Here is a 21,125-nt window from a genome sequence, read left to right as displayed (position 1 = left end):
TCATCCGGCAAACAATCCATGCACCGACCAGATATCCTGCCCGGCATGGCCGCTGCGAAACAGCCAGATCAACCGGCCTTTCTGATCGCATATACGGAAATAATCGCGTGTCATCTGCGACAGGGCGTAATTATCCCGGTCCAGATGGCTCCACCATTCCGGGCAGATGCGCTCTGGCCCGTCGGCCCGCAGAACATCAATCATCATCTTGCGCCAGCGTAGCTTTGTCGGCGCACCGTTGGCACTACGTTCCATGACATCAACCGGTTCGGGCGGATCAATCAGCCGAACCGGGCGTTTGGGCAGGGGCGCATCCGCAAGACGTGCCGGTTTGGCAGCCCCGGTGGGCGGCTGCCTTATGGCCGCCCGTTCGGGCAGGTGGCTGGCGTGATGGGCCGGGCGAAACAGGATATCCTTGGGCCCCAGATGATGGGCAATGCGATCAAGCAGTTGGGCAAGCGCAATGGTGTCGCTGTTGTCTTCCTGCTTGCGATCAAGGCGGACCTGACGAAAGGCAACATGTTCGACCCACGGGGCATAGATAATCACCTGTTCGATGCCAAAGCCGGTATCAACACCGGGCATCTTTTCCGCGAGCAATCGCAGGATATGGCTTTCGGACTGGCAGGGCGTGCCAGTTGTGGTCGTGATGGTATGGGCATGGCCATCGACCCGAATGGACCGAACGATCAGGCGCCTAAGACCAAGGTTTTCATCGCGCAGTTTGGCGCACAGATCGGCCACCATGCTTTCAATCGCATGTGCCAGCGTGTCAGCACTCCCCAATGGTTCGCCAAAGCTTTGTTTGATCAGCCACGGCGCATCGGGCAGCTCAAAATTCAGATGTTCGGGCAGGCGGCCATAAAACTGATCAAGGCGATGCAACACATCCGGGCCAAGGCGGGTGGTGATATTGGCACGCGGCAGGGGTGTGATATCGCCAAGGTGTTTCAGGCCAAGTCGCGACAGAACCGCGCTGATGTCATCCGATAATCGCAGACAGGATGCCGGAAACCCGGCCGCAATCCCGTGATCGCGTGGCAGGGACAAGATGCGCTCATTGGGTGCGCCCGGATGACACCGGGCCGCGGCCCATGCGGCACCAGCGGTATCGGCAATGGCGGTGCGGGCAGCAATGCCTTGGGCCTTCATATCGCGCAGGATTTGTTTGATCATCGCACTTTCGCCGCCAAACAAATGACTGCCGCCAGTGATTTCAAGCCATAGGCCAGCATCCCCATTAAGCCCATGCGCATGCAAGTCCCGATCCGGCGCAATCCATGGGCTATAGCGGTCCATGAAGCGCACCAGACGGGCAAATTTGCCATCGCAGAGTTCAGGCTCTTCAGGGCTGTCCTGAAGATCGGGCAGGATGCTGCGCGCATCCGACAAACGCATGCCACCATGAAGTCCGGCCTTTTGTGCCGCTGCATTCAGGCCGCAGACGAGCACACCCTTGTGATCGCTGCGCGTGATCACGTGCGGGGTGTCTTGTGGCTTTGAGGCCTGTGGGGCAGTTTTCAGACTGTCAGCATCGCGGGGCTGATCAGGCGTGGGCGTGCCTGTCTTGTGTTGAGGCTTCTGACAGTCGGTTTTCCAGTGGGTCAGCCACAGATAAAGAAAACGTTGTTGCATCGGTTTTGACTTTCCAGCTTCCCGGTCGGACCCCGCGTCCCCCGATCAGGCTGAGATGATGGTCGTTTCCTGTTGGTCGTTCTGTTGGTTCCAAGGCGTTTACAGGTGTGATTTGCCAGCGCGTCCATGCGCTTGAGGTCGGAATGCGCCCGTTTCTGGCAAGCGGGCGCAAAACAATGATGCGTGTGCCACCACTTTCACAGGCCAGTTGCAGGCGCCGGGCGGTGGTCAGGTCATAGTCGGTGGTTTCAATGATCACCGCACGGACCTGACCGGATTTTGCCACTTCCTCGCAGGTCCAAAGGGCGGTGGCCTGTTGATCGACTGTCATCATCAACGGTTTGGGTTCAAGGGCCGTCATCGGCAGGGAAAGGGCATAAAACCCGCCCTGATCAAGGGCCCGACGCTGCCGGATCCAGAAAATGCCCTTGCCGGGTGGCGGGGCAGATGGGTGATTAGAGGCATCAGAGGACGCATCCACAGACAATGTCGCCAGATACCACGCCAAAAGGGACGCCGCGCAATCATCATGGCCGCAAAGCACTTCATGCAGGCCAATCGGGGCAAGACCGCCGAGGCTGATATGATCGCGCAGGAATGTGCTGCCAAAGGCACGCGCAATCACCCTGTCTACCCGATCTGGCCCACCGGACAGACAGGAAACCTGAACCTTCCATTGTTGCTCGGCCCGCGCCAGTGCCGCGCGTGCCTGATGAATGCGTCTGTCTGACATTTTATTGTTCCTGTTTTGTTCTGTTTTATGTGGTCAAAGCGGAACAGGAGTCAAGGCGTATCCAATCGGGTTTTTCAGGATCGGTGATATGTGGTTGAAGCAAAAGAAAACCCGGCATTCGCAAATGCCGGGTTTTCCTGAATGCATGTCTGAGTGCAGATCAGATTTCCGGGAACCAGGCCCCGAGAACACCGAATTCTTCAAGCTTGGCGACAATGGCCTCTGCGGCTTCTTCGGCGGTTTGATCGGATGTGTTGACCGTGATCTCGGCATTTTCCGGGCGCTCATAGGGGCTGTCGATCCCGGTGAAGTTGGCGATCTCGCCGGCACGGGCCTTTTTATAAAGCCCCTTCACATCGCGCTGTTCGCAGACTTCAAGCGGGGTGTCGATAAACACCTCGATGAACTCGTCCTTTTCAACAAGGCTGCGCGCCAGTTGGCGTTCGCTTTTGAACGGCGAGATGAAGGACACCAGCGTGATCACGCCCGCATCGACAAAAAGCTTGGCGGTTTCCCCCACACGGCGGATGTTTTCCACGCGATCGGCATCGGTAAAGCCAAGATCCTTGTTCAGGCCATGACGGACATTGTCGCCATCAAGGGTGTAGGTGTGCTTGCCAAGGGCGTGGAGCTTTTTCTCAACTAGGTTGGCAACGGTCGATTTGCCTGCACCCGACAGGCCGGTAAACCACAGAATGACCGATTTCTGGCCTTTCTGATAGGCACGCGCGCCCTTGTTGATGTCCATTTCCTGCCATTTGATGTTGGTCGCACGGCGCAGGGAATGGTTGACCATGCCCGCCCCAACGGTGGCGTTGGTAAAGCGGTCAATAATGATGAAGCGGCCTGAATGACGGTTCTGATCATATGGGTCAAACGCCAGCGCCTTGTCGGCCGAGATATTGGCAATCCCGACTTCATTAAGCTCAAGCGTCTTGCCCGCCACATGTTCAAGCGTGTTCACATTGACCTTGTATTTAAGGTCGCTGATCTGCGCATTGGCAACCTGTGCGCCCATCTTGATCAGATAGGGACGGCCGGGCAGAAGATGATCTTCATGCATCCAGATGATGCGGGCTTCGAACTGATCGGCAAAGTCGGGTTTGGCATCTGCGTGTGCCAAAATGTCGCCACGCGAAATGTCGATTTCATCTTCAAGGGTCAGGGTGATCGCCTGACCAGCAATCGCTTCGTCAAGGTTGCCATCAAAGGTGACGATGTCCTTGACCTTGCTGGTCTGGCCCGATGCGGTAACGACAACCTCGTCACCCGGTTTGACGCGGCCTGATGAAATGGTGCCGGAAAAACCCCGGAAATCAAGGTTCGGGCGGTTCACCCACTGCACTGGCAAACGGAACGGCTTTTCAATCGCATCCTGTTCGACCTGCACATCTTCAAGATGGGCCAGAAGCGTCGGGCCGGAATACCAGGGCGTATTCGCGCTCGGCTCGATCATGTTATCGCCACGAAGGGCCGAAAGCGGGATCGCGGTGATCGAGCTATAGTTCAGCTGTTCGGCGAATTTCAGATACTCTGCAACGATCTGATCAAACTTGGATTGATCATAGTCGATCAGGTCCATCTTGTTGACGGCCAGCACCACATGCTTGATGCCCAGAAGCGATGTGATGAAGCTGTGACGGCGGGTCTGGGTCAGAATGCCCTTACGCGCGTCAATCAGGATGACGGCCACATCGGCGGTCGAGGCACCGGTTGCCATATTGCGGGTATATTGTTCGTGGCCGGGTGTATCGGCGACGATGAATTTGCGCTTGTCGGTCGAGAAGAAGCGATAGGCGACATCAATGGTGATGCCCTGTTCGCGTTCGGCCTGCAAACCATCAAGCAGCAAGGCGAAATCAATCTCGCCGCCTTGGGTGCCAACCTTGCGACTATCTGATTCAAGGGCGGCCAGCTGATCTTCAAAGATCAGTTTGGAATCCCAAAGCAGACGCCCGATCAGGGTCGATTTACCATCATCCACGCTGCCGCAGGTGATGAAACGCAGAAGGCTTTTTTCTTCCTGGGCCTTGAGGTAACCAAGAATGTCTTCAGCAATCAGGTCAGATTTATGGGACATCAGAAATAACCTTCCTGCTTCTTCTTCTCCATCGACCCGGCCTGGTCGTGGTCAATCATGCGGCCCTGACGTTCGCTTGAACGGGTCAAAAGCATTTCCTGAATAATATCGGGCAGGGTGGCTGCCTCAGACTCAACAGCACCCGTCAGCGGATAGCAGCCAAGGGTCCTGAAACGCACCGATTTCATTTGCGGCGTTTCGCCCGGGTTCAGCGGCATCCGGTCGTCATCGACCATGATCAGCATGCCGTCACGTTCGACCACCGGACGTTTGGCGGAATAATACAGCGGCACAATCGGGATCTGCTCGAGATAGATATATTGCCAGATATCAAGCTCGGTCCAGTTCGAGATCGGGAAAGCACGGATGCTTTCACCCTTGTTGATCCGGGCGTTATAGATATCCCACAATTCCGGGCGCTGGTTTTTCGGATCCCAGCGATGGGTTTCGGTGCGGAAGGAAAACACGCGTTCCTTGGCACGTGCCTTTTCCTCGTCACGCCGCGCACCGCCAAAGGCCGCATCGAACTTGTATTTGTTCAGCGCCTGTTTGAGCGATTCCGTCTTCATGACATCGGTATGCAGGCTGGAGCCATGGGTGAACGGACCAATGCCGCGCTCCACACCGTCCTGATTGATGTGAACAATCAGATCAAAGCCATATTCAGCCGCCATCCGGTCGCGAAATTCGATCATTTCGCGGAATTTCCAGGTGGTATCGACATGCATCAATGGAAAGGGCGGCGGGGCAGGATAAAACGCCTTGCGCGCCAGATGCAGCAGAACTGATGAATCCTTGCCGATGGAATAAAGCATCACCGGCCGCTCGAACGATGCCGCCACCTCGCGGATGATGTGGATACTCTCTGCCTCAAGCTGGCGGAGATGGGTCAGATTAGGCTGCATTCTCTTTCCTGCCGATCAATCATAACTGTGGCAATCAACACATAATTTAGTGTTTATAAAAGTATTTCACTTAGCTTTGATGGGTAATATGGAACGCCCCGCAACGCAAGTGTGATTTCTATTTTTACACAAAATTTTGTAGTCGAATGTTTATCAACACCTTTAATAGTGTTTAATTTGAAAGGCGTGGCAGGGCAAGTTTATTTGCATCGCAGGGCCTCTGTTCGGGGAGGAAGGCCTCAATTTTACCTTCCAAGCCAGATGCATTGACCAGATACCCCATTCATCGCCATATCAATCGCACGCAATTGCGGCGGCGATATGTGGGGGGCGATGAACGGACACGCACAGCCATTCAAGACTTGGATTATTCAGGATGGTATGGCCCTGATGTGGCAGGGGCGGGGCATTGTTGCCATTTCGGTACTGCTGACGGTTCTGATCGGCGGGCTTGGTTCTGTCATGCCCGGCCCGGCATTGCTGGATGCTGAAGGGTCGACCAACCTGATGGGCGCCATCTGGCAAGTCATCTGGTTTGCGATTTATGCCATTCCGCTGATCCCTGTTGCCTATGTCAGCCACATCGCTGTCCTGAGGGGCGAGGTCGGGTTTGCGGCCATGCGCATGCAAGGTTTGGCCGGTTTGTTGCGTTTTGCGCGGGGCATGATGGCTGCAGCATTGGTGGTGGCGGTGTTGATCACGCTCTATCAGCTTGTTTTCGTGTCCAATCTTCTTTTGATGAGTACAGGCCGCGTTGATGCGTCGGCGGCGTTGCGTCTTGGTGTGGGGGCTGTGACGGCCCTTCTGGTCTTTGTCCTGATTGTGCTGTTGGGCGCATGGGGGGCGATGATCGTTCAGACGGGGCGGGCAAGGTTTAGCGATGTTCTGGCCGTCGGACGGCGATGCTTCTTCTATCTGTTTGTGCGACTCTTGGCGGTGGTTTTGTTCCTGCCCATTCTCTCAGCCTTGGTATTGCCAGTCACGGGGCAGGTGGTGGCGATACTGGTTGCCATTGGCATTCCCGCCGATCCGGCATTTCTGATCGTCAGTGCGGCATTTTCCGCGTTGATCGGCTGTTTCGCGGTTGTGCTGGTCTCCGTGATCTTTTGTAGGGCCTCGCTGCGGGTAAAATAGAAGGCACAGCGCAAAACCGCATGGAGCTGTAACAAGCTTGGCGATGGAGTGCATTGTAATTTTATTTCAAATTTCGATGAGTTAATAAAATAAACTTGATTTAGGTCAGTGTTGCTTGCCAAATAACGGCAATGTTGCTGACCTAAAGAGTGCTGCCATGTCTGTTCAATGGAATGAAATGATCGTCGCCGATGCCCGTGCCCTGCGGGCGTCTGAAATTCGTGACCTGCTGAAAGTGGCTGAACGGCCAGAGATTATTTCATTTGCCGGTGGCGTGCCCGATCCCAAGCTTTTCCCGCTTGCGACCTTTAATGACGTTTATGGCGATCTGACCGGCGATGAGCAGGCCGGGCGTCGCAGCCTGCAATATTCCATCAGTGAAGGCCTGCCCGGGTTGCGGCAATGGATTGCGGATGATCTGGCGGCGACTGGGGCTGCGTGCGATATTGATAATATCCTGATCACCTGTGGTGCGCAGCAGGGGTTGGATATGCTCGCCCGCCTGTTGCTGGAACCGGGGCGCGAGATCGTTCTGGAAAAGCCAAGCTATCTTGGCGCGATGCAGGCCTTTTCCATGCGTCGGCCAAGCTATGTCGGCATTGCCATGGATGATGAGGGGCCGGTGATTGCCGAACTTGATGCCGCCTTTGCCAAGGGGGCCAGGATTGCCTATCTGTCGCCTGATTTCCAGAACCCGACCGGACGATCCTATTCGCTTGATCGCCGTTTGGCGGTGCTCGATACTGCCCGCAAATATGGCGCGGTGATCCTTGAGGACGCGGCCTATTGCAAGCTTGCCTATGAAGGTGAAAGCCTTCCGTCCCTTTTGACACTTGATGATACCTATGGCGATCCGGATGCCGGAACGGTTATTCAACTGGGCACTTTTTCCAAAACGCTGGCACCGGCACTTCGTATTGGCTGGATCACGGCACCGCGTCCGGTGATCCGTCAGCTTGTTTTGATGAAGCAGGCGGGGGATCTGCATGTTTCAACGATCAATCAGGAAATTGCACTGCGTGCCGCATCGAAACTGTTCCCAAGCCATCTGGAAACCCTGCAGGATGCCTATCGCGCCAAGCGTGATGTGATGCTGGGCGCGCTTGCGGACTTCATGCCCGAAGGTGTCAGCTGGTCGCGCCCGCAAGGGGGCATGTTTGTCTGGTTAACATTGCCCGAAAACATCAACAGCCGCGAACTTCTGATCGATGCGATGGAAGACGCCAAAGTAGCCTTTGTCCCCGGTCAGGCATTCTTCTGTGACCAAAGCGGCATCAATACCGCGCGCCTGAGCTTTGCCACCGAAAGCAGCGAGCGTATCCGCGACGGGATTGAACGTTTGGCCCTGCTGATCCGGCGCAAGGACAACCAGTAAGCCAAAAAGAACCCGGCAGCGGGTGGGGAGTGCTGCCGGGTAGAGACCTGCTGTCGGGGGTATGAAGCAGGTCACGGGAGTTTGGTTCGGTTAGGTCAAGTGGATCATCACGCCTGACCCATCAGGGCACGCAGCAGTAAGGATGCTGCGCCAAGCACGACAACCCCGCCGACATAAAGGCCGACAAACCACAGCCATCTGCGGGCTTTTGGGGATTTGACAGGTGATTTGATGCTGGTCATCAGTGATACCCCTCATCCCCGGTCTTGCCGCGAAATACCCAATAGGCATAGGCGGTGTAGCCCAGAATGATCGGCAGCAGGACCACAGCCCCCACCAGCATGAAGGCAAGGCTGTTTTCCGGGGCAGCCGCATCGCGGAAGGTGATCATCGGCGGCACGATATTGGGATAAAGCGTGATCCCGAAACCGACGTAACTGAGGAAGAAAATGCCAAGCGTGATGCCAAACACCGTCTTTTCACGCTTCTTGACCGCATGCCATAACCAATAGAGCAGACCAACCGTCACAATTGGGATCGGGGCCAGATACAGCATGTTTGGCAGTTCAAACCAGCGCTGGGCGTAGGCCGGGTTAACATAGGTCGTCATCAGCGACACCACGCCAAGATTGGCCGCCATCCAGATTACGGCTGGTTTGGCAAGTTTGCGCAGGTTGCCCTGAAAATCGCCTTCCATCTTCATGATCAGCCAGCCGGTGCCGAGCAGGGCATAGCCGACGACAACAGCCGTGGCACAGAACACCGAAAACGGGCTCAGCCAATCAAACGCACCGCCAACAAAACGTCCGTTTTCAACGGCAATGCCTTCGATAAAGCCGCCCAGCATGGCACCTTGCATCGCAGCTGCGATGATCGATCCGGCGGAAAAGGCAAAGTCCCAGTGTTTCTGGTGGTTCTTGCTTTTGAACCGGAATTCAAACGCCACACCACGGAAAACGAGCGCGAGCAACATGGTAAAGACCGGAATATAAAAAGCCGTCATCAGCAATGAATAGGCCTGCGGGAAGGCGGCATAAAGTCCACCGCCCCCCAGGATCAGCCAGGTTTCATTGCCATCCCACACCGGGGCGACGGTATTCATCATCCGGCCGCGATTTTTCGGCTCTTTGATAAAGGGAAACAGGATGCCGATGCCAAGGTCAAAGCCATCCAGCGTGACATAGGCAAAGACGGCAACAGCAATCAGCAGAACCCAGATCAGTTGATAATCCATGATCATTCTCCTGCCACAGGCGGATGTGCGGCTGTCGATTGGCGACCACCGGCCCGCAAGATTTCGGTTTCTTCAGGGATGTGGGCCGCACGCGGATCCTTGACCATGGCGCGCAGGATATAGGCCGTGCCGACCCCGAACACGATGGCATAGACCACAACAAAGGCGATCAGCGATCCGGCAATGGCCGTCGGGGCGACGGGCGACCCGGCCTCGGATGTCCGCATCAGGCCATAGACCACCCAGGGCTGGCGCCCGACTTCGGTGGTAAACCAGCCGGCCAGAATGGCAACAAAGCCACTTGGCCCCATCAGAAGGGCAAAACGATGCAGATAGCCACAGCTATAAAGCTTCTTGCGCAGGCGTGCGATGACGCTGGCAATACCCAGAAGTGCCATCAAAACACCCAGCCCAACCATGATCCGGAAGGTCCAGAACACAATTGCCGCATTCGGGCGATCTTCAGGTGCGAAGTCCTTAAGCCCGGTGATCTTGCCATCCCATTCATGGGTCAGGATCATTGAACCCAGCTTGGGGATTTCGAGTGCGTATTTGGTTTCTTCCTCTTCCATGTCGGGCATGCCAAACAGGATCAGCGGTGCACCTTCGCGGGTTTCAAAATGCCCTTCCATCGCGGCCACTTTGGCAGGCTGATGTTCAAGGGTATTAAGCCCGTGCAAATCACCGGCAAAAATCTGGATCGGGCCAAGGATGGCCGCCATCCACATCGCCATGGAAAACATGATCCTGGCCGCCCGGTTTTCGCGATCACGCATCAGATGCCATGCACCAACCGCACCAACCACAAGGGCGGTGGTGAGGTAAGCCGCCAGCACCATATGAACCAGACGATACGGGAAGCTCGGATTGAAAATCGCATCGATCCAGCTTGAAACAACCGCCCGGCCATTTTCAATCACATAGCCATCAGGCGTTTGCATCCAGCTGTTGGCCGACAAAATCCAGAAGGCCGAGAAAAGCGTGCCAATCGCAACCATGGTGGTGGCGGTAAAGTGCAGCTTCGGTCCGACACGGTTCAAGCCAAACAGCATGATGCCAAGGAAGCCTGCCTCAAGGAAGAAGGCGCTTAGCACCTCATAGGCCAGAAGCGGGCCGATCACACCGCCGGTAAATTCGGAAAACGGTCCCCAGTTCGTGCCGAACTGATAGGACATGACAATCCCGGATACGACGCCCATGCCAAAGGCCAGGGCAAAGATTTTCATCCAGAATTTGTAAAGCGAAAGATAGGTCTCGTCCCTAGTGCGCAGCCACAGGGCTTCGAGCACAAACAGGAAGCTTGCCAGTCCGATGGTAAAGGACGGGAAGATAATGTGGAACGAGACGGTAAAGGCAAACTGTATGCGCGCCAATAGTTCTGCATCAAGCATTGGCAGGGTCCTCTAAGGTGGCGAAGCCTCTGGACAACTCTGCATCTTCCGGGTTCGGAAGTGCCCTTTGACGGATGCATGTGTCGGTTTCGGGTGGCGCATGCACAGGTTGCCCTGTCAGACCGACCATTAGAACCGACCCCAAAATGCTGCATTGCGAATGCGCAATTTACACTTGGAATATTTTTAAATTCGATTGTTGCGATCTAGGTATTCAGGGGCGAAAGGCACAGTTTCTCAAGTGCCAAAGAACTTTGGGTTTGCTGGCGTTCCTTGTGGCGCAGGACCATGAATTTGCGCGGCGGGATCGGGAAGTTGGCGCGCGCAAGGCGGCCTTGGGCGATCAGCGAGCTTACCGCGAACTGCGAAACGGCGGTGGCGGCGATGCCGTTTTCGACTGCGGTAATGACCGCCTCGTTGCTCGGTAGGACAAGTGCGGTCCGCAGGCGCGCGGGATCAACGCCTTGACCCCGAAGGGCGGTTTCAAATTCCGATCTGGTTCCCGACCCGGCTTCGCGGAGGATCCAGTTTGTCTGGGTGACAAGGGCCTGAGGGGTCAGGGCCCGGCCATTAGCCCATGGGTGTTTGGGCGAAACAACAATCACCAATGCGTCTTCGGCGACTTCGCGTTTGGCAAGTGTTGGTTCGTTGATATCGCCTTCGATAAAGCCAATATCAGCCGCGCCACCGCGCACCGCATCAGATACGGTTTTAGTGTTACCAATCGTCAGACGGATTTCGATGCCGGGATACTGATCATGGAATTTCATCAGAAACGGCGGCAACCAGTAACTGGCAATCGTCTGACTGGCATAAACATTAAGCTCCCCGCGTTGCATGCCGCCGAGTTCGGCCAAAGTCAGTTCAGCCGCCCGCGCACGCGCCAGCGTTGATTTGGCCTCATCCAAAAACAGTCGCCCGGTCTGGGTCAGTTCAATCCGCCGTCCCACCCGGTTAAACAGCGCCACACCATAAAAGCCTTCAAGGTTCTTGATCGCGGAACTGACGGCCGATGGTGTAAGCCCAATCGCCTCGGCCGCGCGCGTCAGATGTTCGCGTTCGGCAACCGCGACAAAGATCTGAAGCTGTTCAAGTGTCATCATGGTTATGCTCAATCATTCAATTTAATCGAATGAAATATGAGTTTTTATTCGATGGAAGTAAATGGTTAGGCGTGAGATTTTCTGCCTGTGATCAAAACACAGGAAAACCATGTTTTTTAACGCCCGCCTCAAACCGATCCTGCCCGGACTTGCCGTAACCATTCTGGTCGCGCTGGCAGCCAAGCTGGCCGAACATGCCGAGCGTATGTTGTTCGGGCGTGGCTGGGTGGAAAGTCTGGTCTTTGCCATTCTGATCGGGGTGGTGGTGCGATCGGTGTTTGGTCTGGCGCCGCGCTATTTTGCCGGGGTTCGGTTTTGCGTCAAGACGGTGCTTGAAATTGCCATTGTGCTTTTGGGGGCGTCAATCAGTGCGCAGGCCATCGGGTCGGCTGGTGGCGGGTTGGTTGCGGCCATCATCGCGGTCGTCTGTATCAGCCTGTTTGTCAGTTACCACATCGGGCGCGCGTTTGGCCTTTCCAGCCATCTTTCGATGCTGGTGGCGTGTGGGAATTCGATCTGTGGTAATTCGGCAATTGCGGCAACCGCCCCGGTGATTGAGGCACAATCAGATGATGTGGCGGCCTCGATCTCCTTTACGGCGGTTCTGGGTGTGCTGTTTGTCTTTGTTTTGCCGATGCTTCATGTCGGATTGGGACTATCCGCAACCCAGTACGGTATTTTTTCCGGCCTTACGGTTTATGCCGTGCCACAGGTTCTGGCCGCAACCGCCCCGGCCGGGACCCTTGCCGTTCAGGTTGGTACACTGGTCAAGCTGATCCGGGTTCTGATGCTGGGGCCGGTGATCTTTGCGCTGGCTTTGATTGGCGGGCGGGCACGTGAAACCAAGCTTCCGATTGCGCAGGTCGTGCCGTGGTTCATCATCGGTTTTATCGCCATGATGGCGGCCTGTTCGTTTGACCTGATCCCCGATATTGCCCGTGCGCCGATCAAAACCACCTCGTCCTTCCTGACCATCCTTGCCATGGCCGCCCTTGGACTGAGTGTTGATATTCGCAATGTCCTGCATGTCGGTGGCCGGGTGGTGATGGCGGCCCTGTTGTCATTGATGTTTTTGTGTGCCCTTGCCGGTGTGGTGCTTGCGGTTCTGGCGTAAAGCTCAAAAAACACCCGCTGCCAGAATGGGGGCAGCGGGTGAGGGAAAAGAGGCCTGGCACAGGTACGGTCGTGCCAACCTCTTATGGCGTTTCGTTGGGGGGAGCACCGTGTGACAGGGTGCAATCAAACGAAACGCCGCAGGAAGGGTGTGGGGCCTGAATTGCCAGTGTTATCGTGGCTGTGCGATAGGTGTGGTCTCCTCGAACGCCTTTAAGGCCTTCCATTCATCGTCGCTAAAGATGCGGGATCGGGTCAGGAAGCGTTTGCCTTCTGGCCCCTCAAGCGAAAACATACCGCCGCGCCCATCGACCACATCAATGATCAGCTGGGTGTGGCGCCAATATTCGAACTGTGCGCGCCCGATATAAAACGGGCTGCCTTCGATCTTGCCCAGCAACACATCCTGATCACCGGTTTTGAACTCCCCATCGGGAAAGCACATCGGTGCACTGCCATCACAGCAGCCCCCGGACTGATGAAACATCACCGGCCCGTGGATATCCTTAAGCTTCCTGATCAGTTGGGTCGCGGCATCGGTCGCAACCACCCTGTCAGGAACAGTGTCAGATCCGTTCAATGTCACCTCCTTCTTTGCAAAAGGCGACCGGACGCAAGACGGTGCTTGCGTCCGGTTGTGAAGAGGATCGGATCAGAAGAAGCCCATCGGTTTCGGATCGTAGGAAACCAGAAGGTTCTTGGTCTGCTGATAATGGTTGAGCATCATCTTGTGGTTTTCACGCCCGATGCCCGATTGCTTGTAACCACCAAAGGCCGCATGCGCCGGATAGAGGTGATAGCAGTTGGTCCACACACGACCGGCCTTGATGTCGCGGCCGAAGCGGTATGAACGGTTGGCATCACGCGTCCAGACACCAGCGCCAAGGCCATACAGCGTATCATTGGCGATATGCAGCGCCTCAGCGTCGTCCTTGAACGTGGTGGCCGATACGACCGGGCCAAAGATTTCCTCCTGGAAAATCCGCATGCGGTTATGGCCCTTGAAGATGGTCGGCTGGATATAGAAACCATCGGAAAGGTCACCGCCCAGATCGGCCTTGTCACCGCCACACAGGACTTCGGCACCTTCCTGTTTGCCGATATCCAGATAGGACATGATTTTTTCCATCTGCTCGGTCGATGCCTGCGCACCCATCATGGTGTCGGTATCAAGCGGGTTGCCCTGTTTGATGTTGGCAATGCGCGACAGCACGCTATCCATGAACTTGTCATAGATGCTTTCCTGAATGATCGCGCGCGACGGGCAGGTGCAAACCTCACCCTGGTTCAGGGCAAACATCGCCATGCCTTCGGCTGCTTTTTGGCGGAAATCATCGTCAGCGGCCATCACGTCTTCAAAGAAGATGTTGGGCGACTTGCCGCCGAGTTCGAGGGTGACCGGAATGATGTTTTCCGATGCATATTGCATGATCAGGCGGCCGGTGGTGGTTTCCCCGGTGAAGGCGACCTTGGCGATACGGTTGCTTTGTGCCAGCGGCTTGCCAGCTTCCACGCCAAAGCCCTGCACAACGTTGACCACGCCTGCCGGGATCAGATCGGAAATCAGTTCCAGAAGAACACAGATCGATGCCGGGGTTTGTTCGGCCGGTTTCAGAACCACGCAGTTCCCCGCGGCAAGGGCCGGGGCCAGTTTCCAGACCGCCATCAGGATCGGGAAGTTCCATGGAATGATCTGACCGACCACGCCAAGCGGTTCGTGGAAGTGATAGGCGACGGTATTGTCGTCAATCTCGCCAAGCGAGCCTTCCTGTGCGCGAATGGCACCCGCGAAATAGCGGAAATGGTCAATCGCAAGCGGAATGTCTGCTGCCAGGGTTTCACGCACCGCCTTGCCATTGTCCCAGGTTTCGGCGACGGCCAGCATTTCAAGATTGGCTTCCATACGATCAGCAATCTTGTTGAGCATGTTGGCCCGTTCCGTGACCGAGGTCTTGCCCCAGGCCGGGAAGGCGGCATGGGCGGCATCAAGGGCCTTTTCAATGTCTGCAGAGCTCGATCGGGCGACTTCGCAGAACGGCTTGCCATTCACCGGCGAGACATTTTCAAAATACTGACCCTTGGCTGGGGCCACCCATTCACCGCCAATGAAGTTTTCATAGCGGGATTTGAAGCTGACCTTGCTGCCAGAGTCATTTGGATTCTTGTAGATCATTTGGGTTCCTCCGAGATAACGGGCGATTTGCCGCCCGCATTTTTGATTATGACGATCCGTTACCCGCAAAGGTCGTGCCACTTGGTGATTTCGATGGCGGTTTGTCAGAAAGAACCTGTTTTTCAGATGGTTGCGCGTTTCCCGTTGAACCGGGTGTTTTGTGCCATCGGCATGACTGGAACAGGGCGATTGGCACAAATTGTTCCAAAAATGGAACACTCGCGGTTTTGCCGGATTTGGCGGGCGAAACTGTTTGGCGTGGGGGACGTCAAATGTGTTACGATTTGGCCTGTGATCGGCTGTGGCAAAAGTCACGCACCGGAAAAATCCGGGCCAAAGAAATGGCAAAAACACCGACACAAGGGAGATAGCGTCTATGTCAGGAAACATTCCCGGCGGACGGATAGAAGCAGCCCTGCAGCTGAGCGGCGGGGCGCAAAATCGTGCGGTGCTCGAAAGCTGGCAACGGTGTGAACAACGCTTTGGTCTGGCTCATGACACCCTGCGCCGTCCCGAAGTCATATCTGAAAGCCAGACCCGGCAATTGCGTGATCGCAACGGGCGGCTTTATCACCATGCCCATGACCTTGTGCGCACGCTGTATCGCAAGATTGATGCATCCGGCTATGCGGTGTTTCTGACCGATAATAGCGGTGTGATCCTTGACAGCGTTGCGGCCCATTCGCTTTTGCCATCGTTTCGCACCAACGGCCTTTTGCCCGGTGCGGTCTGGAGCGAGGAACGCGAAGGTACCAATGGCATTGGCACCTGTATTGTCGAAGGCCGCCCGATCACCATCCACAAGGACGAACATTTTCTGGCACAGCATTCGGTTCTGACCTGTACAGCAGCCCCCGTCTTTGATCCCGATGGCAAGGTGTGCTCGGTTCTGGATGTGTCGGCTGTGCGCGAAGATATCAAACGCCCCGATTGCCTGCGCGTGCGCGGCATGGTGGCCGATTATGCCGATGCGCTTGAGCGTATCCTGTTTTTTGATGAGCGCGCCGGTGATGTGATTGTTCATCTGCATCCCGATGCCCGCCATGTCGGATCAACCCGTGATGCGATGATTTCGATTGCGCCAGATGGCACAATCAGTGGGGCGACATCGACTGCGCGGCGCATTCTGGCGGCGTGTGATAATTCCGCCGATATCGCCGATATGTTCGAGATGGATGTTGATAATCTGATTGCCAAACTGGCAAGCCCGGACGGGCAGGGACCATCGGCAACCCCGCTTAATATCGCGGGCGGCGGGGTTTTGTTTGGCAGTGTCACCATCCCGCAACGCATGCGCCGCCGTTATGTCGGGCGCTCAACACCGGTGGCGCGCAAGGCGCCATCCCTGCCAGCCCGACGCACGACTGATATCCCGGACAAGGACGCAGCCCTTCGGCGCATTTTCGAAATCGGTACGCGTCTGCACGCCAAGGACATCAATGTTCTGATGTCGGGTGAAACCGGCAGCGGCAAGGAATATCTGGCCCGTCATATTCATAATGCCACCCTTGGCAAGTCAAAGACGTTTGTTGCGATCAACTGTGCCGCCTTGCCCGAAGGTTTGATTGAAAACGAATTGTTCGGTCATGCCGGTGGTGCCTTTACCGGGTCTGCACGCGACGGGTTTGGTGGCCGCATCCGCGAGGCCAATGGCGGCACGCTGTTTCTTGATGAAATCGGCGACATGCCGCTGGCTGCACAGGGGCGTTTGCTGCGTGTTCTTGAAAGCCGCACGGTCGAGCCGCTTGGCAGCACGAAATCGGTACCGGTCGATTTCCGCCTGATCTGTGCCAGCAATGTTGACCTTAACGCGGCGGTGGCCGAGGGGAAATTCCGTGAAGACCTTTTGTATCGCATCAAGGGCGCGCGCCTTGCCGTGCCGCCTCTGCGCGAACGAAGCGATCTTGTCGATCTGATCGGGCGGCTTCTGGCGGTTCTGTCAGACGACTATGTTCAGTGCGAAGACGATGTTCTTTCTCTTTTGACCCGTCATGGCTGGCCGGGCAATGTCCGCGAATTGATCAATGTTTTGCAATATGCCGCGGTCTTTGCCGAAGACGGCGTGATTGAACGTCATCATCTGCCCGACGATTTCCACGCGACACAGACCAATGAAACACCATCGCCGCGCCAAACCATGGAGCGCGCCGAGGCCGATGCGCTGCGTCAGCTGCTTCGTGATCACCAATGGCATATCAGCAACACCGCCAAGGCGCTTGGTATCGGGCGCAACACGTTATATCGCCGGATGGCGCGCCTTGGGATTGAACGGCGCTGATTGGTCAAAAAGGGCTTTAGACCGATTTTGCGAATGTTTTCATTGTAGGGCACACCGTTATTGTTTTAAGTAACGGCAGGGCTTTACAGGATATTTTCATGTGTGGAATTGCCGGTCTATGGCTGTCTGAACAAGCTGATGCAACGGGCTTGGGTGATCGTGTATCGCGCATGAATGATGCGCTGTATCACCGCGGGCCGGATGGCGGTGATGTCTGGGTGGATGATGAAGGTGGACTGGCCCTTGGGCAGCGCCGCCTTGCCATCATTGATCTTTCCGATGCCGGCAAGCAGCCGATGCATTCCGCCAATGGCCGTTATGTCATGGTCTATAACGGCGAAATCTATAACGCCCCGGAACTGCGCGAAAAGCTGGCCTCGGCCAACATTGCCTGGCGCGGGCATTCCGATACCGAAGTCATCCTTGAATGCATTGCCCATTGGGGCCTGCGCGATGCCATCAAGCGCCTGATTGGCATGTTTGCCATCGCCCTTTGGGATCGGCAGAAAAAGAAGCTGTTCCTTGTACGTGACCGTCTGGGCATCAAGCCGCTTTACTGGTCGCGCTATGACGGCCATATCGGCTTTGCGTCCGAGGTCAAGGGGTTGCTGGCAGGCGATGCGATCTCGCGCGAGGTCAATCAGACCGGACTTGATGCCTATTTGCGCTTTGGCTACGTACCCTCCGGGCTTTCGATCTATGCCCACGCCAAGATGCTGAAACCCGGCCATATCCTTGAAATTTCATCGCACGATCAGGCGACCGAGACCGGATATTGGTCGGTCGAGGATGCGGTCCTTAACGGGCAGACGCATGCCTGGAGCGGTGATGATCAAAGTGCGGTTGACGCGCTTGAAGATTTGCTGCGCGATGCGGTTCAACGCCGGATGGTGGCCGATGTGCCGTTGGGTGCGTTCCTTTCGGGCGGGATTGATTCATCAACCGTCGTTGCCCTGATGCAGTCTGTTTCAGACCGACCGGTCAAAACATTTTCCGTCGGCTTTGAGGACGAGGCCTTTAACGAGGCCGCCTTTGCCGGTGAAGTCGCCAGGCACCTCAAAACCGATCATACCGAGCTTTACGTGACGCCCAAGGATGCGCTTGATCTGGTGCCGAAGCTTTCGGAAACCTATGACGAGCCGTTCTTTGACAGCTCCGCCATTCCGACCTATCTGATCTCGGCCCTGACCCGCAAACACGTTACCGTGGTCTTGTCTGGCGATGGCGGGGATGAGACATTTGGCGGCTATAACCGCTATTTGTGGGCCAAGCAGCTTAGCCGAGCCGCTGGCAGCATTCCATTTGGCAGCGGACTTGTGTCGCGCGGGCTTACCATGCTTTCGCCCGACCATTGGGACAAGCTTGTCGGGCTGATGCCGGGCAAGAAATCGACCAGTGCAATTGGCGATAAAATCCACAAGGCCGCACCGCTTCTGGCGATCCGCGATGATATTGATCGCTATCATGCGCTGATTTCGCTGTTTGATCCGGACAAGCTGCGCGGCAACCGCGCATCGAGCAAGAAATTCCGAGTGCCGGGCGAGAAGTTCTGTCGCAACCGTCATCTTGATTACGTGTCCTCCATGCAGGCCATGGATACGATGATGTATATGGTCGATGATGTTCTGACCAAGGTGGACCGGGCATCGATGGCCAATTCGCTTGAAGTGCGCGTGCCGTTCATTGATCACCGCGTGATCGAGTTTGGCTGGCGTTTGCCCGCAAGGCTCAAGATGAACGGATCGGTCGGTAAATATGCCCTGCGCCAGATCCTGTATAAATATGTCCCGCGCGAAATGATCGACCGGCCGAAAACCGGCTTTGGCGTACCGTTGGCGCAATGGCTGCGCGGGCCTCTTCATGAATGGATGGGGGACCATCTGGCCAATGAAGCGCTTTATACCGACTTCGGTCTGGATCGTCGCCAGATCGAGAAGCTCCGGTCCGAGCATATGTCAGGCAATCGCAATTGGGGCCATCAGCTTTGGACGATTGCCATGCTGTCTGATTGGCAGAAACGCTGGCTGGCCTGATCTGCTCTTACATCTTGCGTGTTGCGCATTCTTTGAGCCTCGTCTGAACCTCAGGCGGGGTTTTTCATTTTCGTTCACGAATGAACGTTTTCTTTCCTGTGGTTGATTCGGGTTTATCAGGCATAACTGAAGCATGTGCGTGCAAGCGGCGCATGGCTGTGTCGAATAAATGTCACAATTCGAAACTTGAAAATTTTCGAAAATGAACTATTTTGAAGCTTAACGAGTTTTCCTTCTGTGATGAGAGGCCCCGATGGCTGGCACTTCAAACTATGACCTGATCATTATTGGCGGCGGCATTAACGGTGCCGGGATCGCGCGCGATGCGGCGGGCCGGGGCCTTAAAGTGTTGCTGTGTGAAAAGGATGATCTGGCAAGTGCCACCTCGTCGGCCAGTACCAAGCTGATCCATGGCGGGTTGCGTTACCTTGAACATTACGAGTTCCGTCTGGTGCGCGAAGCGCTGACCGAACGCGAAGTATTGCTGGATAATGCGCCGCATATCATCTGGCCGCTGCGCTTTGTGCTGCCACACCGTGATGATCTGCGTCCGGCCTGGATGATCCGTCTTGGATTATTCCTGTATGACCATCTTGGCGGGCGCAAAAAGCTTCCGGCGTCCGAGGGCATTTCATTTGCCAAGCATGTCGCGGGTGCGCCCCTGCGTGACGAGATGACCAAGGGCTTTGTCTATTCCGATTGCTGGGTCGATGATGCGCGTCTTGTTGTCCTCAATGCGATGGATGCCAAGGATATGGGGGCCGAGATTTTGACCCGCACCGAATGTGTCGGGGCAAGCCGGTCAAATGATGGTTGGAACGTGACGCTGCGCGATCAGGAAACCGGCGAAAACCGTTCGGTGTCAGGCCGCATGCTGATCAATGCCGCCGGGCCGTGGTGTGCCGACCTGATCAATCCGGAAAACGGTGTGGTTAAGTCCGACACCAAGGCCAATATTCGTCTGGTCAAGGGCAGTCATATTGTCGTGCCCAAGATGTTTGACCATGATTTCTGCTATATCTTCCAGAATGGTGATGGCCGCATTGTCTTTGCCATTCCCTATCAGGATGACTTCACCCTGATCGGCACCACCGATGTCGATTTCAAGGGCGACCCGGCCAAGGTCAAGATTGATCAGGACGAGATCGAATACCTGTGCAAGCTTGCCAGCGGCTATTTCAAAAAGCCGATCACGTCAGACGATGTCGTCTGGACCTATTCCGGGGTGCGACCGCTTTATGCCGGTGAGGGCGCCGAAGCGAACGCGTCCAAGGTGTCGCGTGATTACACCCTGAAACTTGAATCCAACGGCGACCAGGCCCCGGCGCTGCATGTGTTTGGTGGCAAAATCACCACCTATCGCAAGCTTGCCGAACACGCGCTTCAGATCATTTCAAAGGAACTGGGCACCAAGGATACCCCGTGGACAGCAAATGCCGTGCTGCCGGGTGGGGATTTCCCCAATGCGTCCTATGAGGCGGCCTTTTCCGATTATGCCGCACGCTATGACTGGATGGATGCGGTGATGCTCAAACGTCTGCTGCGCGCTTATGGCACGCGGATCGACCAGATTGTTGGCGATGCCAAAACTGTTGGTGATCTTGGCAAATGTTACGGTCATGACCTGTACGAGGCCGAAGTCCGCTATTTGATCGAAAACGAATGGGTGCGTGATCTTGATGACCTGATCTGGCGTCGTTCCAAGCTTGGTCTGCGGTTGTCTGGTGATCAGGTTGCGGTCCTGCGCGAACGTCTGGCACAGGAAAAACCAGATCATAAATCGGTTGCCGCCGAATAAGCCATTGATCGCCTGCGAGCTGTCTGGCCTGATCGTCGGCTCGTTGGCCGGGCGCGGCAATGGGCTAGGCTCGGCTGGTGGAATGTCTGCCACCTCACAGTTTGGCAAGGGGCTAAACATCCGATTGGGTTTAGTCCCCA

The 21,125-nt window shown here is 55.9% G+C and carries 16 protein-coding genes; 6 read left to right on the top strand and 10 right to left on the bottom strand.

Annotated features, from left to right (window positions below):
* From WBY09_RS13945 to cysD, 4 genes are all read right to left on the bottom strand, one after another.
* Positions 1-1,635, bottom strand: a complete 1,635-nt coding sequence (locus WBY09_RS13945; protein ID WP_336233039.1) for a Y-family DNA polymerase — start codon at positions 1,633-1,635, stop codon at positions 1-3.
* A complete protein-coding gene (locus WBY09_RS13940; RefSeq protein WP_197147129.1) occupies positions 1,547-2,368 on the bottom strand; it encodes an ImuA family protein in 822 nt (273 codons plus the stop codon). The genes WBY09_RS13945 and WBY09_RS13940 overlap by 89 nt, the downstream gene beginning before the upstream one ends.
* A gap of 160 nt (positions 2,369-2,528) precedes the next feature.
* On the bottom strand, positions 2,529-4,448 hold the full coding sequence (cysN, locus tag WBY09_RS13935; RefSeq protein ID WP_336233038.1) for a sulfate adenylyltransferase subunit CysN: 1,920 nt from the start codon (positions 4,446-4,448) through the stop codon (positions 2,529-2,531).
* Positions 4,448-5,341, bottom strand: a complete 894-nt coding sequence (gene cysD, locus WBY09_RS13930; protein WP_245227912.1) for a sulfate adenylyltransferase subunit CysD — start codon at positions 5,339-5,341, stop codon at positions 4,448-4,450. The genes cysN and cysD overlap by 1 nt, the downstream gene beginning before the upstream one ends.
* Before the next feature lie 345 nt (positions 5,342-5,686).
* Between cysD and WBY09_RS13925 the strand changes: the two genes are divergently transcribed.
* Both WBY09_RS13925 and WBY09_RS13920 read left to right on the top strand, forming a co-directional pair.
* Positions 5,687-6,487 (top strand): hypothetical protein, encoded by an 801-nt coding sequence (locus tag WBY09_RS13925; RefSeq protein ID WP_336233037.1) that lies wholly within the window; start codon positions 5,687-5,689, stop codon positions 6,485-6,487.
* 157 nt (positions 6,488-6,644) lie between these two features.
* Positions 6,645-7,862 carry an aminotransferase-like domain-containing protein gene (locus WBY09_RS13920; RefSeq protein WP_336233036.1) on the top strand — a complete coding sequence of 406 codons (1,218 nt, stop codon included), beginning with the start codon at positions 6,645-6,647 and terminating at the stop codon, positions 7,860-7,862.
* 107 nt (positions 7,863-7,969) lie between these two features.
* On the opposite strand, the gene WBY09_RS13915 is transcribed toward WBY09_RS13920, so the two are convergent.
* The 4 genes from WBY09_RS13915 to WBY09_RS13900 form a co-directional block, all read right to left on the bottom strand.
* A complete protein-coding gene (locus WBY09_RS13915) occupies positions 7,970-8,104 on the bottom strand; it encodes a DUF2474 family protein (protein ID WP_197147134.1) in 135 nt (44 codons plus the stop codon).
* Positions 8,104-9,096, bottom strand: a complete 993-nt coding sequence (gene cydB, locus WBY09_RS13910; protein WP_443082662.1) for a cytochrome d ubiquinol oxidase subunit II — start codon at positions 9,094-9,096, stop codon at positions 8,104-8,106. Before cydB ends, WBY09_RS13915 begins: the two co-directional genes overlap by 1 nt.
* Before the next feature lie 2 nt (positions 9,097-9,098).
* Complete coding sequence (locus tag WBY09_RS13905; protein ID WP_336233034.1) at positions 9,099-10,487, bottom strand: cytochrome ubiquinol oxidase subunit I; 1,389 nt, start codon at positions 10,485-10,487, stop codon at positions 9,099-9,101.
* Positions 10,488-10,693: 206 nt separating this feature from the next.
* Positions 10,694-11,590, bottom strand: a complete 897-nt coding sequence (locus tag WBY09_RS13900; protein ID WP_336233033.1) for a LysR substrate-binding domain-containing protein — start codon at positions 11,588-11,590, stop codon at positions 10,694-10,696.
* A 109-nt stretch (positions 11,591-11,699) separates the two neighbouring features.
* On the opposite strand from WBY09_RS13900, the gene WBY09_RS13895 reads away from it, so the two are divergent.
* Positions 11,700-12,704: a YeiH family protein gene (locus WBY09_RS13895; protein WP_336233032.1), complete on the top strand. Its 1,005-nt coding sequence runs from the start codon at positions 11,700-11,702 to the stop codon at positions 12,702-12,704.
* Between the two features lie 171 nt (positions 12,705-12,875).
* Here the strand turns inward: WBY09_RS13895 and WBY09_RS13890 are convergent, their stop codons facing one another.
* Positions 12,876-13,283 (bottom strand): DUF779 domain-containing protein, encoded by a 408-nt coding sequence (locus WBY09_RS13890; protein WP_336233031.1) that lies wholly within the window; start codon positions 13,281-13,283, stop codon positions 12,876-12,878.
* A 72-nt stretch (positions 13,284-13,355) separates the two neighbouring features.
* Positions 13,356-14,876 carry an aldehyde dehydrogenase gene (adh, locus tag WBY09_RS13885; protein ID WP_336233030.1) on the bottom strand — a complete coding sequence of 507 codons (1,521 nt, stop codon included), beginning with the start codon at positions 14,874-14,876 and terminating at the stop codon, positions 13,356-13,358.
* A 376-nt stretch (positions 14,877-15,252) separates the two neighbouring features.
* On the opposite strand from adh, the gene WBY09_RS13880 reads away from it, so the two are divergent.
* The 3 genes from WBY09_RS13880 (at position 15,253) to glpD (ending at position 20,985) form a co-directional block, all read left to right on the top strand.
* On the top strand, positions 15,253-17,154 hold the full coding sequence (locus WBY09_RS13880; protein ID WP_336233029.1) for a sigma-54-dependent Fis family transcriptional regulator: 1,902 nt from the start codon (positions 15,253-15,255) through the stop codon (positions 17,152-17,154).
* A 98-nt stretch (positions 17,155-17,252) separates the two neighbouring features.
* The gene (gene asnB / locus WBY09_RS13875) at positions 17,253-19,187 is read left to right on the top strand and encodes an asparagine synthase (glutamine-hydrolyzing) (protein ID WP_336233028.1); all 1,935 of its coding nucleotides are present in this window, start codon (positions 17,253-17,255) and stop codon (positions 19,185-19,187) included.
* A 253-nt stretch (positions 19,188-19,440) separates the two neighbouring features.
* Complete coding sequence (glpD, locus tag WBY09_RS13870) at positions 19,441-20,985, top strand: glycerol-3-phosphate dehydrogenase (protein ID WP_336233027.1); 1,545 nt, start codon at positions 19,441-19,443, stop codon at positions 20,983-20,985.
* Positions 20,986-21,125: the final 140 nt, after the last annotated feature.

The sequence above is a fragment of the Thalassospira sp. CH_XMU1458 genome (assembly GCF_037027205.1).
GTDB lineage: Bacteria > Pseudomonadota > Alphaproteobacteria > Rhodospirillales > Thalassospiraceae > Thalassospira > Thalassospira tepidiphila.
The sequence above is the reverse complement of the archived record's forward strand: the minus strand, read 5'-3'. Positions and strand labels throughout refer to the sequence as shown.

Excerpts from the sequence above, each read along its gene's own strand:
- WBY09_RS13880 (WP_336233029.1), top strand. The coding sequence starts at position 15,253 with ATGTCAGGAAACATTCCCGGCGGACGGATAGAAGCAGCCCTGCAGCTG.
- adh (WP_336233030.1), bottom strand. The coding sequence starts at position 14,876 with ATGATCTACAAGAATCCAAATGACTCTGGCAGCAAGGTCAGCTTCAAA.
- WBY09_RS13940 (WP_197147129.1), bottom strand. The coding sequence starts at position 2,368 with ATGTCAGACAGACGCATTCATCAGGCACGCGCGGCACTGGCGCGGGCC.
- cydB (WP_443082662.1), bottom strand. The coding sequence starts at position 9,096 with ATGGATTATCAACTGATCTGGGTTCTGCTGATTGCTGTTGCCGTCTTT.
- WBY09_RS13920 (WP_336233036.1), top strand. The coding sequence starts at position 6,645 with ATGTCTGTTCAATGGAATGAAATGATCGTCGCCGATGCCCGTGCCCTG.
- WBY09_RS13925 (WP_336233037.1), top strand. The coding sequence starts at position 5,687 with ATGAACGGACACGCACAGCCATTCAAGACTTGGATTATTCAGGATGGT.
- asnB (WP_336233028.1), top strand. The coding sequence starts at position 17,253 with ATGTGTGGAATTGCCGGTCTATGGCTGTCTGAACAAGCTGATGCAACG.
- cysN (WP_336233038.1), bottom strand. The coding sequence starts at position 4,448 with ATGTCCCATAAATCTGACCTGATTGCTGAAGACATTCTTGGTTACCTC.
- WBY09_RS13895 (WP_336233032.1), top strand. The coding sequence starts at position 11,700 with ATGTTTTTTAACGCCCGCCTCAAACCGATCCTGCCCGGACTTGCCGTA.
- glpD (WP_336233027.1), top strand. The coding sequence starts at position 19,441 with ATGGCTGGCACTTCAAACTATGACCTGATCATTATTGGCGGCGGCATT.
- WBY09_RS13945 (WP_336233039.1), bottom strand. The coding sequence starts at position 1,635 with ATGCAACAACGTTTTCTTTATCTGTGGCTGACCCACTGGAAAACCGAC.
- WBY09_RS13915 (WP_197147134.1), bottom strand. The coding sequence starts at position 8,104 with ATGACCAGCATCAAATCACCTGTCAAATCCCCAAAAGCCCGCAGATGG.
- WBY09_RS13905 (WP_336233034.1), bottom strand. The coding sequence starts at position 10,487 with ATGCTTGATGCAGAACTATTGGCGCGCATACAGTTTGCCTTTACCGTC.
- WBY09_RS13900 (WP_336233033.1), bottom strand. The coding sequence starts at position 11,590 with ATGATGACACTTGAACAGCTTCAGATCTTTGTCGCGGTTGCCGAACGC.